Origin of the sequence: Streptomyces sp. NPDC006529 (genome assembly GCF_040611795.1) — a bacterium.
In the GTDB taxonomy this organism is placed as follows: Bacteria; Actinomycetota; Actinomycetes; order Streptomycetales; family Streptomycetaceae; genus Streptomyces.
On the sequence record NZ_JBEXPB010000006.1, the window covers coordinates 154,888 to 171,288 of the forward strand.

A 16,401-nucleotide genomic window follows, 5' to 3' on the forward strand; every position below is an offset into this window, starting at 1 on the left:
AGGCAGGCCCTTGTGGCCTGCTGTCCGCGAGCCCACCGGACGATGCCCCCCGCGCATCAGTAGGCCCCCTGGCCCTGAAGCACCGCACGCAGCGTCTTCCACAAGATCACCGTGTCCAGCGCCAGCGACCAGTCCTCCACGTACCGCAGGTCCAGCCGGACCGCCTCGTCCCACGGCAGGTCGCTGCGCCCGCTGATCTGCCACAGGCCGGTGAGCCCCGGCTTGACCAGCAACCGCCGCCGGATGTCCGGGCTGTAGGCGGCGGACTCCTCGGGCAGCGGAGGCCGCGGGCCGACGAGCGACATGGATCCCGTGAGCACGTTGAAGAGCTGCGGGAGCTCGTCGAGCGAGTACCGGCGCAGCGTCGCCCCGACCCGGGTCACCCGCGGGTCCCGGCGGAGTTTGAACAGCAGGCCCGCGCCCTCGTTGAGTCCGGCCAGCGCGGCCCGCGCCCCGTGCGCTCCGGGCACCATGGTGCGGAACTTGACCGTGGTGAACTCGCGCCCGTCCTTGCCGACCCTGCGCTGGCGGTAGAACACCCCGCCCCGGCTGTCGGCCAGCACGACCAGGCCCACGAGCACCATGAGCGGCGCGAACAGCAGGAGCAGGACCACCGCGCCCGCCCGGTCGACGACCTCTTTGACCGCCCGGCGTCCGCCGGTGAAGATCGGCATGCTGACCCGCAGGAGCGGGATCCCGAGCACCCCGTCGACGTGCAGCCGGGGGCCCGCCACCTCCATCAGGACGGGCGCCACGACCATCTCGGCGTCGCCGCCCTCCAGGTTCCAGGCCAGCCGCTGGAGCCGCTCCGGCGACCAGTGCGGGTCCGGGGTGACCGCGACGACCCGGTAGCCGTCGCGGCGGACGTGGCCCGCGACGTCCGTGAGCCGCCCGACGACCGGCACTCCCTCCAGCCGGTCACCGTTGGGCCCGAGGCCGTCCGGTGTGCACACCGCCTCCACCCGCCACCCGAGGCGCGGGCACTTGCGGGTCCGGACGATCAGGTCGCGCACGGTGTCCGGGCTGCCCGCGGCGAGCACCGGCCGCAGGCACCGCCCGGCCCCTCGCTGCCGGTACAGCCACAGCCGCAGCAGATACCGCTCGACCAGGGTGACCAGCGCGATCGCCGGTATCGCGACGAAGATCCAGAGCTTGATGTTGCGCGAGCTGAGCGCGATCCCGCCGAGCGCCAGGACGACGGCCGCCGTGACGAGCGAGCGCCCGAGCCGGCGGAACTCCTCGGCGCCCTGGCCGAGGACGGCCGGCTCCCATGCCCGGCTCACCGCCAGCGCGCCCAGCACCAGCAGCTCGGTGCCGAAGGCCAGGATGGTCCACTTCTCGTGCCAGTTGGCCGCGTCCCGGACGCCGAAGAAGCCTCCGATGGCCGCCACCACGAGGGCGGTGGCCACGCTGTCACCGGTCAGCACGGTACGTCGGTACCGCTGCTCCCAGTCGGCCGCGGGCCGGCCGATCGTCCCGTTCACCGGACGCCCGAGGGGCGGCAGGAACGGGACGGCTAACTCACCCTCCCCCTGCTGCACATTCCCCCCCAGGTCACCAGCGGACTCGACGTGCTTGCTCCACACGGTTCCTCCCCCCGGGAGGCGCACGCCCCCCGCACTGTTGCTCCCCCCGGGAGGCACCGCCCCCCGCGCCGTGCTGTCCCGCTCCGGGAGACCCCTCTCCCGGCCATGGCGTACCGGATCGGTGCGGGGCTCTGCGAACACCCCGCCCGACCGACATGTGAATGCGCACGTTCCGCCCGGGTCCCGAGATGCGGGGGAGCCGCCACACGGGCGTTCCCCCTCCACCCAGGGCCCCCTCCCGGGTACCTGAGAAACCGCGACGGACCACCTCCGCGCCCACGGTGGGCGCAGGGGCGACTACGGACTGTCCGTGAGAACAGGCCTGTAGATCATGATTTGTCGCCTCGTGTCCGTCCTTGCGGAGCAGGGTCAATCTAGAGCATGGGTGCCCGTATGGAGAGGGGAATGTATGCAACTTGTGCTCGGGCTTTGAAGGTTGCTCCACCGAACGATCACGGCCCACGGGTGCGCCGAGGCCCGCCCGGAGCGCGTGACCTGGCCGAATTCCAGCCACGGGGGCGGCGCGGGAGGCCGTGCGGATCTTCCGCTTCCCGCCGGCCGGATCGGGCCGGACGTGCGTAGCGGAAGCGTGCGGCCCGAAGTGCAGCCATGTAGGCGGGCTTTGTGACAGACTCCGGGCCAACGAGCAGGTTTAAGGCGTCAGTTGTGACAACCGCCCACGATCACGCCGTCACGTCCCCGCGCGCCGCAACGGCCGTGGGCCGGGGCGCCGTTCCGGCAGCTCCGCCACGGCGGCGAGCACCTCCTCCACCGTGATCCGCAGCAGCCGGTCGTCCGGTTCCAGCGCGTGCGGATCACCCGGGCGGTAGGGGTCCTCTCCCGGACCGGGCCGCCACAGGGCGCGGTGCGGACCGTGCCGCGGCGGCCCCCACAGCGCGGGCGACACCGGCCCGAACAGCACGACGGACGGGGTGCCCAGCGCGGAGGCGAGGTGCGCCGGGCCCGTGTCCCCGGCCACGAGGCAGCGCGCGTGCGCCACGAGCGCCGCGAGGTCGCCGAAGGGCACGTCGTCGTCCCCGCCGATCACCGCCTCCGGCCGCAGCCCGGCCCGCCGGGCCACGTGGTGCGCCAGCCGTCCCTCGCCGTGGCCCGCCGTCACCAGGACCTCCGCGCCGGCCCGGTGGAGCGCCCGGGCGACCTCGGCGAAGCGGCGGGCGGGCCAGCGCCGGGCGCCCGCGTCGGCCCCGGGGTGCAGGAGGACCGCTCCCAGCGCGGGGGAGGGGACGGCGGGCGGCGCGATCCGCAGGTCGTCCGGGTCGGCGTCGATGCCGTACCAGGCGAGCAGCCGGCACCAGCGCGAGCGTTCGTGCTCGTGCGCGTCCCAGTGGGGTCCCGGCAGGTCCGCGAGGTCGGGGTGCCGGTAGGCGAGGAGCCGCCCGGGCCGCAGCGCCCGCAGCAGCAGGTGGCTGGGCGGGCCGTTGCCGTGCAGGTCCACGGCGACCTCGGGGGGCGGCCCCGTCCAGGAGAGCGCCGCCGGGACGGCGCGGCCGGGTGCGTCGGCGGGCAGCAGGCGGTCGACCAGCCCGGTCGCCAGTGCGGCGCTCCGCAGCCGCGCGGGAGCGGCCAGCACCAGTTCGTGTGCGGGCCAGGCCCGGCGCAGGGCGCGCAGCGCCGGCACGATGGCGAGCAGGTCGCCCAGCCCCAGCGCGCGCAGGACCAGGGTGGCCGGCCGCGCGGCGCCGGCAGGGGAGCCGCCCATCAGCCGGCGGCCGGCCGGGCCGTGGCGGACGCCGCGGCGGCGCGGTGCGCGAGGCGGGTGGTGGACCGGCCGTCCAGGTAGGGCAGGACGACGGCCTGGCCACCCCAGGCGGAGAGCACCCGCGCTTCCGGCAGGTCCTCGCAGGAGTAGTCGCCGCCCTTCACCCACACGTCGGGGCGCAGGGCGCGCAGGACGGCCTCGGGGGTGTCCTCCTCGAAGGCGACGACCGCGTCCACGCTGCCCAGGGCGAGCAGGACGCGCAGCCGGTCCTCCAGCGGAGTCAGAGGGCGGCCCGGGCCCTTCAGCCGGGACAGCGACGCGTCCGAGTTCACGCACACGACGAGGCAGTCCCCGATGCCGCGGGCGCTGTCCAGCAGGCCGACGTGGCCCGCGTGCAGCAGGTCGAAGCAGCCGCCGGTGGCGACGACGGTGCCGCCGCGCGCGCGTACGGCCTCCACGAGGGCGAAGGCCTCCGTGGCACCGCCCCCGGTACCGGTCGCTCCGGTGCCGCCCGCGGTGGCACCGCCCGGCGCCGGTGCGCGGCGGCCCCGCGGTTCCTCCCACAGCCCGTGCGCCGAGACGCCGCCCGCGGTGATGAAGGCCGCCGCGGCGGCCACGCCCTGCGCCACGGCCTCTTCCGGCAGCGCTCCGTCCGCCAGCGCGCAGGCGGTCAGCGCGGCGAAGCAGTCCCCGGCGCCGCAGGGGTCGCCCTTGGCCCGGTAGGGGGCCGGCACCAGCAGGGGGGCCGTCGCGTGCGGCCGGGTGAGCAGGGCCCCGCGCTCACCGAGGGTGACCGCGACGGCGGCCGCACGCCAGCGCTGGGCGAGCGCCGCGCCGCGGTGGGCGTGGGCACCGAGGGAGTCCCCGTCGGCCTCCTCCCACGCCGCGGCCTCGGCCGCGTTCGGCGTGACGAGCCGGGCGCCCGGGACGGGCGGGCCGCCGCGCGGGTGCGGGTCCCACACCACCGGTACGCGCCGCGCGGCGTCGGCCAGCAGCGCGCGCACCGCCTCCACCGTGCCGCGCCCGTAGTCCGCCACCAGCACCGCGTGCGCCGACGCGAGGGCTTCCCGCACCGCTTCGGGCGGCGCCCCGACCGTCCCCCCGCCCCGGTCGACGCGGACCAGCGGCCTGCCGCCCGCCATCACCCGTGCCTTGACCGGCAGGGTCCCCTCCAGCGGGAGCTCCACGAGCCGCAGCCGGCCGCGCAGGGCGGCCCGTACGGTCCTGCTCGCCCCGTCGTCGCCGAGGGCGGTGATCAGGGTGACCTGCCGCCCCGTGCGGGCCGCGAGCAGGGCGGCGAGCCCGGCCCCGCCCGGACGGGACCGGTCGGAGGTGACGTCGACGACCGGCGCCGGGGCGTCCGGCGCGAGACGGCAGGCGGTCCCGTCGATGTCGCGGTCGAGGAGGGCGTCGCCCACGACGACCAGGGGCCGCGGCGACCCGGTCATGATCCCCCCTCGGCGCCGACGACGGCGGGCCGCGCGGCGCCGCTCCGGCCGCGGTGCGGCAGCGGGGCGATGGCCGCGTCGAAGGACTCGCAGAGCAGGTGGACGGCGACCAGATGGGCTTCCTGGACCGTCGCCGACGACTCCGCGGCGATGCACAGGGCGTCGTCGGCGGCCTCGGCGAGCGGGTTCGGAGCGGCGCCGGTCAGGGCCCACACCCGGACGCCGCTCGCCCGGGCGGTCATCGCGGCGGCCAGCAGGTTCGTGCTGCGGCCCGAGGTGGACAGCAGGACCAGGACGTCGCCCTCGCGCCCGTGCGCCGCGACCTGGCGGGCGAAGACGTGCTCGAACCCGTAGTCGTTGCCGATCGCGGTGACGCTGGAGGTCTCGGCGTGCAGGGCGATCGCCGAGTACGCGGGGCGCTCGCGGCGGTAGCGGCCGACGAGTTCCGCGGTCAGGTGCTGGGCCTGGGCGGCGCTGCCTCCGTTGCCCGCCGCGAGGAGCCGGCCGCCGGATCCGAGGACGGCCGCGAGGCGGGTGCCCCAGAGGCCGATCCGGTCGAGGCCGTCGCGCCGCAGGGCGTCGAGCGCTTCCTGCAGTGACTGGCAGTGCCGGTGCGCGTCCGTGTGTGCGTGCGAGGAACCGTGGTTCATGGCGTCGGCCCGGCCACCGCGGCGGGCGCGCCGGGCTTCACCTCCTTCGGGCGGGGGGACGGGCGGTCGGTCGGCGCGGCGGCCGGCGGGGCATCGGGCCGGCGCGCCCCGGGGCTGTTCACACGGGCTCCGCGACGCTGAACCGGGAGGTGAGGACCGACCGGTAGACGGCTTCGGTGGCGGCCGCCACGCGGTCCCAGCCGTAGTGGCCGAGCACCCGCCTGCGCCCGGCTTCGCCGTACGCCAGGCGCCGCGCGGGATCGTCCAGCAGCAGGGCGACGGCGCGCGTCAGGGCGGCGGCGTCACCGGGCGGGACCAGCAGGCCCGTCTCGCCGTGGGCCACGGTGTCCAGTTGGCCGCCGACCGCGCTGGCGACCACGGGGCGCCCGCACGCCATCGCTTCGAGGGGCACGATCCCGAACGGTTCGTAGTCCGCCGGGCACAGCACCACGTCGCAGTCGCCCAGCAGGGCGGGGACCCGCTCGCCGGGCACCGCGCCCAGGAAGCGCACCCGGTCCAGCACCCCCGCGCCCAGGGCGAGGGCGCGCAGCCGGCGTACCTCCGGATCGCCGTCGAGCCGGTCGGCGGGCGGCCCGCCGGCGATGAGCAGCTCGGCCCCCGGGAGGCGCGCGAGGGCCGCGATCGACAGGGCGGCCCCCTTGCGGGGAACGAGCCGCCCCAGGTGCAGCAGCCGGTACGGGCGCCCGGGGCGGTGCTCCGCGGCGGAGTCCACCGGCCGGAAGCGCTTCGGGTCCACCCCGCACGGAACGATGGGGGACTTCTCCGGGTAGATGCCCATGAGGCCCAGTTCGCGGACCTCGTCCCGGCAGGTGGCGATGACCCGGTCGCACCGGAGGCCGATGTCCTTCTCCAGGGTGATCCGGGCCGCCGGGCTGGTGTCGGAGCTTCCCTGGTGGCGCTTCTTGACGCTGCCCAGGGCGTGGTAGGTGTGCAGGAGGGGCACGTGGTGTTCGCGCGCGGCGATCAGCGAGGCCACGCCCGACATCCAGTAGTGCGCGTGCACCAGGTCCGGCGCCCCCGCCTGCCACTCGTTGATCAGGTGGTAGGCGAAGTCCCGCATGTGGGGAAGGAGTTCGTCCTTCGGTATGGGCTCCGCGGGCCCGGCCGGGACGTGGCGGACCTCTACGCGCGCCCGCATCCGGGTCCGCTCGGGCAGGCCCGGGTCGTCCCGGCGGGTGTACACGACGACGCGGTGCCCGCGGTCGGCCAGGGCGCCGGCCAGGGCGGCGACGTGGACGTTCTGGCCGCCCGCGTCCACGCCCCCGAGGGTCGCGAGGGGGCTCGCGTGTTCGGAGACCAGGGCGATCGAGAGCGGGCGCGGTCTCCCGGGGCGGTATCTCACCGGGCGGATGGGCGACGTCATGACCTGACCTCCGTGAGCAGGCGTTCCCAGTCGTCCAGGAACCGTTTGAGTCCGTACCGGTCGAGGGCCGCCTGCCGGGCCGTCGCGCCGTCCCGGGCGGCCGCTTCCGGCTCGTTCAGGTAGTGGCGGGCGGCCCTGGCCAGCTCCTCGGGCCGGGTGGAGAGCACGCCCGCCCCCGCCGGGACGGCTTCCACCGACTCCGTGGTGGCGAGGCACACGACGGGCATGCCCAGGTGCATCGCCTCCAGCAGGGACAGGCCGAGCGAGGTCCACCGGACGGGGTGCAGGTAGAGCCGCCGTTGCGCCATCGCCGCGTGCAGCTCGCGCTGTGGGAGGTCCCGGGCGCGCAACCGGTCGGCGGACAGGCCCAGATGGGCGGCCAGCCCGTCCGTGCGCATGCCGAAGACGTCCAGCGGGGCGGCCTCGGCCAGCCCCGGCAGCAGGTCGGTGCCCGTGAACCGGCCCCGCCGGACGGGATCGTTGACGACGACCGCCGCCCGGGGGACGTGCCCGGTGTACAGGTGGCCCGGATCGACGATGCCGTGTTCGATCACCTCGGCGCGGGTCGTGCCGCTGTCCCAGAACAGCCGGTTGAAGTGCGTGACGTGGACGAGGGTCAGGTCGTCGCGGTCCGCGCAGGGGTGCCGGGTCTCGGGCACCGCGCCGGAGGGGGCGTTGTGCTCCAGGTACACGACCGGCACGTCGCGGCCCAGTCGTCGGCCGAGCCAGCGCTCGGCGAGCTCCCACTCGTGCGGGCGCTGCAGCACGACGAGGTCCACCGGTGTCCGGCGCAGCTCGTCCGGGGCGACCTCCCGCACCGCGTCCGGCCAGTCGAAGGTCCGGGCCCGGCCGAGACCGTCCGGGCCGCGGTCGGGCGTGACGGGGACCAGGTAGGAATGCGGGCCCTGGACGAACGCCGTGGTCCAGGAACCGTGCACGTGCCACAGCAGGATGTTCACGCGTGTGCCTCTCGCTCGCTCTGGTGGGGTTCGGACGGCCGCGTCCGCGCGGTCCCCGGCGGCCGGTGGCGGGACCGTGCCGGCGGCGCCGGTGCGAGCAGCGACTCCACCGCCGCGAGCACGTCGGCGTCCGCCACCGAGTCGAGGCAGGGATGGCCCGCGACCGGGCAGTCGCGGGCCCTGCTTCCGGCGCAGGCGGCCCGCTGGTCGCCGAGCAGGACGTGCGGCACGCGGTACGGGCGCCACCGCTCGGCGGGCACCACCGGGGCGAACAGGCACGCCACCGGCGTCCCGACGGCGGCCGCGAGGTGGGCGGGGCCGGTGTTCCCCGCGACCAGGGCGCGGGCGCCGGCCAGCACCCCCGACAGTTCGCCCAGGTCCTGCGTGACCCCGCCGAGGTCCAGGGCGTGCCGGCCCGCGACCCGCGCCGTCAGCTCCTTCTCGGGCGCGCTGCCCGTCACCACCACCCGGTGGCCGGCGTCGTGCAGGGCGGCGCAGGCGCGCACCGCGCGGTCCGGGCTCCAGGAGCGCGCCGCCACGGCGGCCCCGGGATGCAGCACCACGTACGGTTCCGGTCCGGTCAGCCGGCTGGTGTCGGGCGGCGCGCTCACCCGCAGGGCGCCGTCGTCGCCGGGCGGCAGCGGGAAGCCGAAGTCCCGCACCAGGTCGAGGGCGGCCTCCGTTTCGTGGCGGCCGGGCAGCCTGCGGTGGCGCAGGGCCAGCAGCGAACCGGGGTAGTCCTCGCAGTCGGCGGCGACGGACGGCACCCCGGCCATGGCGAGCAGCAGCGCCGCGGGCAGCGGGCTCTGGTGGTAGGAGACCAGGACGACGGCGCGGTCGAAGCGCTCCGCCGCCAGCGCGTCCACCAGCATCCCGCACTCCTCGCGGGAGGTCCGGCCCGGGCGCAACCCCACCCACGCGGCGTCGTGGACCAGGATGCGGTCCACGCCCGGCAGCAGCCGGGCGGCCGCGACGCCGGCGGAGCCGCACAGCAGGGTGGTGCGGGACGACCCGGCGGCCACGGCGCGCACGGCCGGGCCGCTGAGCAGCACGTCGCCCGCGCTGTCCAGCCGCACCACGAGGGTGCGCGGCGCGGTCATCGGGACCGTTCCGCGCGCCGGTCGCGGCCGGCCGGCTCGCAGCCGCCCGGTCCGCCGCCGAGCACCAGGCGGACCGCGCCCAGCAGGTCGGCCGCGCGGGCGTCGGCCGCCGCTACTTCCTGCGGGCGGGTGATCGCGGTGGGAACGAGGACGCCGTGCGCGCCGGCCGAGCGGGCCGCTTCCACGTCCGCCCCGATGTCGCCGATCACCACGGTCCGGCCGGGCGCCGCGCCCAGCCGTTCGCAGGCGGCCAGGACCAGGCCCGGAGCGGGCTTGCGGCAGCGGCAGCCGCCGTCCGGTCCGTGCGGGCACACCGCCCACAGGGCGAACGGCCCGAACACCGCGTCCACGCGGCGCCGGACCGCCTCGACCTGGCTCCGGGTCAGCAGCCCGCGGGCCACGCCCGACTGGTTGCTGACCACGCCGACCGGGACACCGGCCCGGCGCAGGGCCGACACGGCGGCGCGGGCGGAGGGCATGGGGACCACGCGCGCGGGATCCCCGTTGTAGGGCACGTCCACGACGAGCGTCCCGTCGCGGTCGAACAGGACCGCGTCCGGGAGCCGCCGCCCGGCGTCCCCCGCCCGGCCTGCGGCGGGCACCCTCGCGCGGCGGGCGCAGCCGGCCGTCGGGGGGCCGTCCCACACCCACGGACCACCGGCGCGATCCCGTCGGGCGTCGCCGCTCACGACACGGCCTCCGCGCGCGGGGCCCCTGCGGAGCCCGTCGCCACCGTCACCGCCGCGGCGTCGGCGGCCGGCCCGCGGGCCGCCGCCCGGCGCGGCACGGCCCGGTGCGCGACGTGACCGCGCAGCCAGTGCCAGCAGGCGGCCGGCGGGATGAGCAGGCTCGTCACGGCCATGGCCAGCACCTCGGGCCGGGTCCGGGGACCGGGTGCGATGCGTGCCGCCGCGAACTCCGCGGTCCCGGCCAGCCAGGCGGCCCCGCACACGGCGGCGCCGCGCCACCTGCCGGACAGGGCGCAGCCCACCGCCGCGCCGGCCGCCGCGCTCACCGCCAGGTGCCGCGGGAGCCGGCCGCGCGGCGCACCGGCGCGCTGCCACCAGTCGCGCCCGTGCAGCCGGGCCATCAGGACGTCGTCGGCGTTGCCCCGCTGGAGGCGTACGGAGACCCACCGGTCGGCGGGCCGTACCGGATGTGTGGTGCGGCGCGTGCCGGGCGCCAGGGTCCAGCCGCCGTCCAGCAGGCGCAGGGCCAGGTCGGCGTCCTCCCGGAAGGCCCGCCGGAAGCGTTCGTCGAAGCCGCCGGAGGCGTCCAGGGCCGTACGCCGCAACGCCATGTCTGCGGTGATCCAGCGCGCCGTCGCCAGGCCCGCCGTGTTGCGCTCCCAGTCGGTGGGGCGCCGGCGCTCGGGCAGCGGCACGTCGATGCGGGCGGTGACGGCCGCGGTGTCGCGGGAGGCCGATGCCAGGTCGTGGGCCAGGTCGCGGCCCCACGTCGGCCCGGGCACGACGTCGTCGTCCAGGAAGACGATCCAGGGCGCCGGGCCGGCCGCCCGGACACCGGTGTTGCGGGCGGCGGCCGGTCCCCGTGCCCCGCCGGGCACCACGACGGTGACCGCGCGCAGGCCTTCGGGCACCTCGGCGGCGGGCACCGTCCCGTCGGCGTGCGGCCGGTCGTGCACGATCACCACCCGCTCGGGCCCCTGCCCGCCGGCCGTCGCCGCGGCCAGGGCCTCCAGGCAGGCGGCGAGGCTCGGCCGCCCCACCGTCGGGATCACCACCGCGTAGGACGGCGCCGCGGGAAGCCGCGTCGTCGCGCTCACAGGGCTTCTCCCGTGGCGAAGAGGCCGCCGCGCCGGATGGCGTACGGCCCGATGGCGAGCAGGTCGACCGGTGAGGAGCCGAAGCACTCCAGGGCGTCCCGGGGGTCGTCCACCATGGGGCGCCCGGCTGTGTTGAGGCTGGTGTTGACGACCACGGGCAGCCCCGTGCGCCGCTCGAACTCGGTCAGCATCCGGGCCACCAGCGGTGCGCGGGCGGCGTCGACCGTCTGGATCCGCGCCGTGCCGTCCACGTGAACGACGGCCGGGATGCGCTCGCGCCACGGCGCGGCGACGTCGTGGACGAACAGCATGTACGGGCTGGGCAGCGGCCCGTCGAAGATCTCGGCGGCGCGGTCCTCCAGCACCATGGGTGCCACCGGGCGGAACTGCTCGCGGCCCTTGACGTCGTTGAGCCGCTCCAGGTTCCCGGCGTGGCCGGGGTGCGCCAGCAGGGACCGGTGGCCGAGCGCCCGCGGACCGAATTCCGAACGCCCTTGGAACCAGGCGACGATGGCGTTGTCCGCGAGGGCCTCGGCGACCGTCGCGGCGATGTCCGCGGGCCGCTCGAAGGGCACGCCCGCCGTCTTGAGCCAGGCACCGAGCTCCGCGTCGGACCAGTCGCGGCCCAGGTCGGCGCCCGTCATCGGCTCCACGGTCTCGCCCTCCTGCGCGGCCACCAGCAGGGCCGCGCCCAGGGCCGTGCCCGCGTCGCCCGCGGCCGGCTGGACCCAGACCCGGGAGAAGGGTCCCTCGCGCGCGATCCGCGCGTTGGCCACGCAGTTCAGCGCGACACCGCCGGCCAGCGTGAGCACGTCGTCGTGCGTGCGGCCGTGCAGCCACCGCGCCAGGTCGAGGAGGGTCTCCTCCAGCACCGCCTGCGCGCTGGCCGCCGTGTCGGCGTGCTCCTGGGTCCACGGCTCGTCCGGATGCCGCGGGGGGCACAGTTCGTGCCAGGGGACGTCCGAGGCGTGGAATCCGCCGTCGCCGGTGGGAAAGACGTGGCGGCGCAGGGTGTCGAGCATGCGGGGCCGCCCGTGCGAGGCGAGGGCCATCACCTTGAACTCGTCGCTCGACCTCAGGAAGCCGAGGTGGTCGGTGAGTTCCTCGTACACCAGGCCCAGGGAGTGCGGCAGTTCCTGGGCGCGCAGGGGCTCCAGCCGGTTGCCCCGGCGGGTCGCCGCCAGGTGGGAGGCGCGTTCGCCGCGTCCGTCCAGGACCAGGACGGAACTGCGCTCCGCGCCGTCGGCGGCGAAGGCGCTGGACGCGGCGTGGGACATGTGGTGGGGCACGAAGCGGACGAGGGCCGGATCGAGGCCGGGCAGCGCCGCCGCCAGGAATCCGGCGGCCTCGCGCGCATAGGTCTGCCGCAGGTGGTCCCACGGGTCGTCCAGCCCCATGTCCAGCGCGGGCAGCGCGAGTTCGGGATCGTAGGCGTACGCGACCGCGTCGAGGTCCTGGGGCCGCAGCCCGGCGTACCGCAGGCACCAGGCCGCCGCCCGCTCGGGGAGTTCCCAGGCGGAGAAGGGCACCGGCCGCTTGCCGTGCTTGCGGCGCGAGAAACGTTCCTCTTCCGCGGCGGCCACCGTCCTGCCGTCGATGACGAGGGCCGCGGAGGGGTCGTGGAAGAGCGCGTTGATTCCGAGAACACGCATGGTGGTACGAGCCTTTCGGCCGGCGGGATGGAAAGCGGCGGGGCGCCGTTGCGGCCCCGCGGGGCGGACCTGGTCGGGGGAGGCGTCCGGTCAGTCGTCGAGATGGGCGCGGAACCACTCGATCGTGCGCCGCAAGCCGTCCTCGGCCGCGACCGCCGGTTCCCACTGGAGCTTGTCGCGCGCCAGCGTGATGTCCGGGCAGCGCACGGCGGGATCGTCGGTCGGCCGGTCGATGAAGGTGATCTGCGCGTGGGAGCCGGTGAGGTGCCGGATGTGCCGGGCGAGGTCGAGCATGGTCACCTCGACCGGGTTGCCGATGTTCACCGGCCCGCGCATGCCGTGGGCCGCCATCGCGAGGATGCCGGCGACGGTGTCGTCGACGTAGCAGATCGAGCGCGTCTGCAGACCGTCACCGGTGACGGTCATGGGCACTCCGCTCAGCGCCTGCCGGATGAAGGTCGGGACGGCGCGCCCGTCGTAGCCCCGCATGCGGGGCCCGTAGGTGTTGAACAGCCGGACGATGGCGACGTCCGTGCCCAGGGCCGACGCGTGCGCCGTGGCCAGGGCCTCCCCGAACCGCTTCGCCTCGTCGTAGACGCTGCGCGGCCCGACGGGATTGACGTTGCCCCAGTACCGCTCGTTCTGCGGGTGCTCCAGCGGGTCGCCGTACACCTCGGACGTCGACGCCAGGAGGAAGCGGGCACCGCTGCGGTGGGCCAGCGCGAGCGCGTTGCGCACGCCGAGGCTGCCCGCCTCCAGGGTGTGCAGCGGCAGCCGGAGGTAGTCGGCAGGGGACGCGGGGGAGGCCAGGTGCAGGACGAGGTCGGGCTCGCGGTCCACCGTGAGCCCCTCGGACACGTTGGCCTCGCGCAGCACGAAGTCCGGTTGGCCGATCAGGTGTTCCACGTTCGCACGGCGGCCGGTGCTGAAGTCGTCGACACAGGTCACCGCCGTACCCGCCGCCACGAGGGCGGAACAGAGGTGCGATCCGACGAATCCGGCACCGCCCGTGACGACGGCGTGCGCCCAGCGGCGGGCGGGGGAAGGGCCCATGGTCAGCTCCTGGGAGAACGGGGAGTGCGACGCGGAAGACTCGGTGGAGCGGCTGCGGCTCCGTACGCGTCGGCCGGCCTCGAAGGCCGCCAGAGATCCCCAGCCTGCCCGGAGGCGCCGCGGACGGCACCCCGACCGCGCATTCGAGTGGTAGCGCACCGTTACGGCCCGACCCCGTCCCCCCGGGGTGTCACGGCCAGGACGGCTCGCACCGCGGCACCACCACGAGCTCCGGCACCACGCTCCCCACCGGCACCGAGAGCGCGTACATGACGGTGTCGGCCACGATCTCCGGGCTCTGCAGCATCGTCACGTCGGCATCGGGGAAGCGCTCCAGGATGAAGCCGGTCTCCATGCCGCCCGCGATGATCCCCGTGATCCCGATGCCCGCGCAGTCCCGCTGCGCCTCCTTGAACAGGGTGTGGGTGAAGGCGCGCAGGCCCGTCTTGCTGGCGGCGTAGGGACCCGCCTCCGTCCAGGTCCGGTTCGCCGCCGTGGACAGGATGTTCACGATGTGGCCGCCGCCCCGGGCGACCATGCGCCGGTAGGACTCCAGGCACAGGTACATCGGTCCCAGCAGGTTCGTCGTGACCACGCGCGTCACCTCCTGCGCCGAGAGCTGCTCGACGGCCTTGGAGACGTCCACCGCGGCGTTGTTGACGAGGATGTCGACGGCCTGGCCGTCCTCCTCCAGGTCCCGGAACACGGCCGCGACCGCCTCGGCGTCACAGACGTCCAGCTCCACGAACCGGGCCCGGCCGCCCGCCACCAGCAGGTCCGCGCACAGCTCCTGCGCGAGGTCCTTGCGCACGTCGGCCACCAGCACGGCGGCCCCCGCGGCGGCCAGCCGCCGCGAGATGGCCGCGCCCAGTCCGCGCGCCCCTCCCGTCACCAGCGCCTGCCTGCCGCTCAGCACGCCCTCGACTGCGCTCACGCTCCCACGCTCCTTCCGCGCCGCGCGCGTCCGGTGTCCGGGCCCCGACGGCCCGGCGGCGGCGGCACGGCCCCACTGTGGCAGCGGCGACCGGGCCCGGCGGGGCGGGCCGCGCCGGGTGTCGCGGAGACGGCGGACAGCCGTGACCGGTCGTGCCGCGTCCGGACGGGTGAGGGCGCGCGCGCCGGTCCGATGCCGGCGACCCGCGGACAGGCGTGCGGTAGCTTCCGCTCCGCTGAGTCCAGGGACCGGTCCGTGCGGTCCGAGCCGGGTACGAGGAGGTCGTTTCGTGTTGTCCGGAGTGGTGAAGTGGTTCGACGGTGTCAAGGGGTTCGGATTCATCGTCCAGAAGGACGGAGGCCCCGACGTCTTCGCCCACTACACCGCGATCAACGGCGCCGGCTACCGGGAGCTGTGGGCGGGCCAGGAAGTGACCTTCGACGTCGTGCGGGTGCCGAAGGGGTTGCAGGCGGAGAACATCACGCCGCTCTGACGCGGGGCGCCTGACGGTGGTCGCGGTGCGCGGGTCGCGCGGCGCCGTGTGAGCAACCACACGCCGTTCCCAACTCGCCCCGGAGCGCGGGGAAACCGGTTCCGCGGCCGACCGCCGGGTCCGGCGCGGGCCGTGCCCGGCGGGAGGCGTCTGCCACCATGGTCGCGGCACGGTGCGTCCCGGCCCGCCCGCACCCCGCCTTCCGGCCGTGCGCCGCCGGAGCGCGACGGTGCCCGCATCCCCCGTCGCCCGCCGCCCCCCGCGGCCCTTCACGAGTGCCGCTCCTGTGACTGCCTCCCCCTGCGCCCCTGCCCCCGCTCCGGCCGCCGCCTCCCCGTCCGCCCCCTCCGGCCCGCCCCCCGCCCCGATGGACCGCTCGCCGTGGCGCTGCCTGCGCTACCGCAGCATGCGGTGGTGGTCGGCGGCCGGCCTCGTGTCCAACGCCGGCACGTGGATGCAGCTGACCGTCCAGAACCTGCTCGTCCTGCAGATCACCGGATCGGCCGCCGCCACCGGACTGTCCGTCTCGGTGCAGGCCGCTCCCGGTCTGCTGTTCGGCCTGGTCGGAGGCGCCGCCGTCGACCGCTGGCCGCGCAAGCTGACCGCCGCCGCCAGTCAGGCCGTGCTCGGCGCCGTCGCCCTGGTGACCGCGGCGCTCGTCGCGCTGGACCTGCTCAGCCTTCCGGTGCTGATGGCCCTGGCGGCCGTCACCGGCCTGATCGCCACCGTCGACGGTCCGGCGTGCGCGCTCCTCGGCAACGACCTCGTGCGGTCCGAGGACGTGCCCTCGGCCATCGGGGTCGGCTCGCTCGTCCACAGCGCCGGCCGGCTCGCGGGCGCCGCCCTCGCCGCCGTCGCCGTCGGGGTCATGGGCACGGCTTCGGCCTATCTCGCCAACGGCCTGTCCTTCTTCTTCGTGGCCTGCGTCGTCCCCTTCCTCAAGCCGGTGCGCTCCGCGCAGCCGCAGGCCGTCGCACCGCCCGCGCCGGATCCCGGCGAGGGGTTCAGCGCCCGCCAGGGCCTGGCCTACTTCATGGGCCGGCCCCGGCTGGTGGCGCTCGCCGCGATGAACGCGGTCAGCGCCACCTTCGGCCGCAACTACTCGCTGACCCTGGTCGTCCTGGTGGCCGGCCCGCTGGCGGGCGACGCGGGGTCCTACGGGAAGGTCTCCAGCGTCCTGGCGGTGGGCGGCCTGCTCGGCGCCGTTCTCGGGGCCCGGCTGCGCCACCCGGGAGTGCGCCTGGTGGGCGCCCTGACGGCGGCCGGAGGACTGCTCCAGGCGCTGGCGGGAGTGTCCCCCTCCGTCGTTGCGCTGATGGTGCTCGTGCTGCCCATGGCCGTCGCGGAGTCGGTGGCCGACACGGCGCAGTCCACCGTCCTGCAGACCGACCCGCCGGCCCGGATGCGCGGGCGGGTCCTGGGCGCCTGGTCCAGCATCCGCACGGTGTGGAGCCTGGCGGCGCCGCCCGCTCTCGGCCTGATGATCGAACTGGCGGGGGTGCGGGCCACCCTGGTGGCGGGCGGCCTCGTCGTGGCGGCCTCCATCGCCTTCGGCTACCTGCTCCGGGGCCGCCGGTCCCGGCCCCCGCAGCCGCGGCTCGTGGGCCTGCGCCTGGCCGAGGTCCCCGCCTGAGGC

Annotated in this window: 14 protein-coding genes; 2 read left to right on the forward strand and 12 right to left on the reverse strand. The window is 76.3% G+C overall.

Translation table 11 applies throughout. From position 1 onward, the window contains the following. Window positions 1-56 precede the first annotated feature (56 nt). The 12 genes from ABZY31_RS07640 to ABZY31_RS07695 form a co-directional block, all read right to left on the reverse strand. The gene (locus ABZY31_RS07640) at window positions 57-1,484 is read right to left on the reverse strand and encodes a sugar transferase (RefSeq protein WP_356405867.1); all 1,428 of its coding nucleotides are present in this window, start codon (window positions 1,482-1,484) and stop codon (window positions 57-59) included. A 793-nt stretch (window positions 1,485-2,277) separates the two neighbouring features. Continuing rightward, a complete protein-coding gene (locus ABZY31_RS07645) occupies window positions 2,278-3,306 on the reverse strand; it encodes a glycosyltransferase family 9 protein (RefSeq protein WP_356405869.1) in 1,029 nt (342 codons plus the stop codon). Then, window positions 3,306-4,754, reverse strand: a complete 1,449-nt coding sequence (locus ABZY31_RS07650; RefSeq protein ID WP_356405871.1) for a PfkB family carbohydrate kinase — start codon at window positions 4,752-4,754, stop codon at window positions 3,306-3,308. The genes ABZY31_RS07645 and ABZY31_RS07650 overlap by 1 nt, the downstream gene beginning before the upstream one ends. Next, window positions 4,751-5,404 (reverse strand): SIS domain-containing protein, encoded by a 654-nt coding sequence (locus tag ABZY31_RS07655; RefSeq protein ID WP_356405873.1) that lies wholly within the window; start codon window positions 5,402-5,404, stop codon window positions 4,751-4,753. Before ABZY31_RS07655 ends, ABZY31_RS07650 begins: the two co-directional genes overlap by 4 nt. A 118-nt stretch (window positions 5,405-5,522) precedes the next feature. After that, the gene (locus ABZY31_RS07660) at window positions 5,523-6,788 is read right to left on the reverse strand and encodes a glycosyltransferase (protein WP_356405874.1); all 1,266 of its coding nucleotides are present in this window, start codon (window positions 6,786-6,788) and stop codon (window positions 5,523-5,525) included. Further along, complete coding sequence (locus ABZY31_RS07665) at window positions 6,785-7,747, reverse strand: glycosyltransferase (protein ID WP_356405876.1); 963 nt, start codon at window positions 7,745-7,747, stop codon at window positions 6,785-6,787. Before ABZY31_RS07665 ends, ABZY31_RS07660 begins: the two co-directional genes overlap by 4 nt. Then, window positions 7,744-8,847, reverse strand: a complete 1,104-nt coding sequence (locus ABZY31_RS07670) for a glycosyltransferase family 9 protein (RefSeq protein WP_356405878.1) — start codon at window positions 8,845-8,847, stop codon at window positions 7,744-7,746. Before ABZY31_RS07670 ends, ABZY31_RS07665 begins: the two co-directional genes overlap by 4 nt. Next, complete coding sequence (locus ABZY31_RS07675; protein ID WP_356405995.1) at window positions 8,844-9,449, reverse strand: HAD-IIIA family hydrolase; 606 nt, start codon at window positions 9,447-9,449, stop codon at window positions 8,844-8,846. The genes ABZY31_RS07670 and ABZY31_RS07675 overlap by 4 nt, the downstream gene beginning before the upstream one ends. A gap of 83 nt (window positions 9,450-9,532) precedes the next feature. Continuing rightward, entirely contained in the window at window positions 9,533-10,633 is a 1,101-nt protein-coding gene (locus ABZY31_RS07680) for a glycosyltransferase (RefSeq protein WP_356405880.1), read from the reverse strand. Continuing rightward, window positions 10,630-12,285 (reverse strand): carbamoyltransferase C-terminal domain-containing protein, encoded by a 1,656-nt coding sequence (locus ABZY31_RS07685; RefSeq protein WP_356405882.1) that lies wholly within the window; start codon window positions 12,283-12,285, stop codon window positions 10,630-10,632. The genes ABZY31_RS07680 and ABZY31_RS07685 overlap by 4 nt, the downstream gene beginning before the upstream one ends. Before the next feature lie 90 nt (window positions 12,286-12,375). Next, a complete protein-coding gene (locus ABZY31_RS07690; protein WP_356405884.1) occupies window positions 12,376-13,338 on the reverse strand; it encodes an NAD-dependent epimerase/dehydratase family protein in 963 nt (320 codons plus the stop codon). 190 nt (window positions 13,339-13,528) lie between these two features. Next, window positions 13,529-14,272 (reverse strand): SDR family NAD(P)-dependent oxidoreductase, encoded by a 744-nt coding sequence (locus ABZY31_RS07695; protein ID WP_356405885.1) that lies wholly within the window; start codon window positions 14,270-14,272, stop codon window positions 13,529-13,531. A gap of 289 nt (window positions 14,273-14,561) precedes the next feature. Between ABZY31_RS07695 and ABZY31_RS07700 the strand changes: the two genes are divergently transcribed. Together ABZY31_RS07700 and ABZY31_RS07705 are read left to right on the forward strand one after the other, a co-directional pair. After that, window positions 14,562-14,765 (forward strand): cold-shock protein, encoded by a 204-nt coding sequence (locus ABZY31_RS07700; RefSeq protein WP_356405887.1) that lies wholly within the window; start codon window positions 14,562-14,564, stop codon window positions 14,763-14,765. Between the two features lie 286 nt (window positions 14,766-15,051). Further along, window positions 15,052-16,398 carry an MFS transporter gene (locus tag ABZY31_RS07705; RefSeq protein ID WP_356405889.1) on the forward strand — a complete coding sequence of 449 codons (1,347 nt, stop codon included), beginning with the start codon at window positions 15,052-15,054 and terminating at the stop codon, window positions 16,396-16,398. The last annotated feature ends 3 nt before the right edge of the window (window positions 16,399-16,401 follow it).

What these genes read in the sequence shown, in the direction of transcription:
- ABZY31_RS07645 (WP_356405869.1), bottom strand. Translation starts at nt 3,306, where the DNA reads ATGGGCGGCTCCCCTGCCGGCGCCGCGCGGCCGGCCACCCTGGTCCTG.
- ABZY31_RS07650 (WP_356405871.1), bottom strand. Translation starts at nt 4,754, where the DNA reads ATGACCGGGTCGCCGCGGCCCCTGGTCGTCGTGGGCGACGCCCTCCTC.
- ABZY31_RS07655 (WP_356405873.1), bottom strand. Translation starts at nt 5,404, where the DNA reads ATGAACCACGGTTCCTCGCACGCACACACGGACGCGCACCGGCACTGC.
- ABZY31_RS07660 (WP_356405874.1), bottom strand. Translation starts at nt 6,788, where the DNA reads ATGACGTCGCCCATCCGCCCGGTGAGATACCGCCCCGGGAGACCGCGC.
- ABZY31_RS07670 (WP_356405878.1), bottom strand. Translation starts at nt 8,847, where the DNA reads ATGACCGCGCCGCGCACCCTCGTGGTGCGGCTGGACAGCGCGGGCGAC.
- ABZY31_RS07685 (WP_356405882.1), bottom strand. Translation starts at nt 12,285, where the DNA reads ATGCGTGTTCTCGGAATCAACGCGCTCTTCCACGACCCCTCCGCGGCC.
- ABZY31_RS07690 (WP_356405884.1), bottom strand. Translation starts at nt 13,338, where the DNA reads ATGGGCCCTTCCCCCGCCCGCCGCTGGGCGCACGCCGTCGTCACGGGC.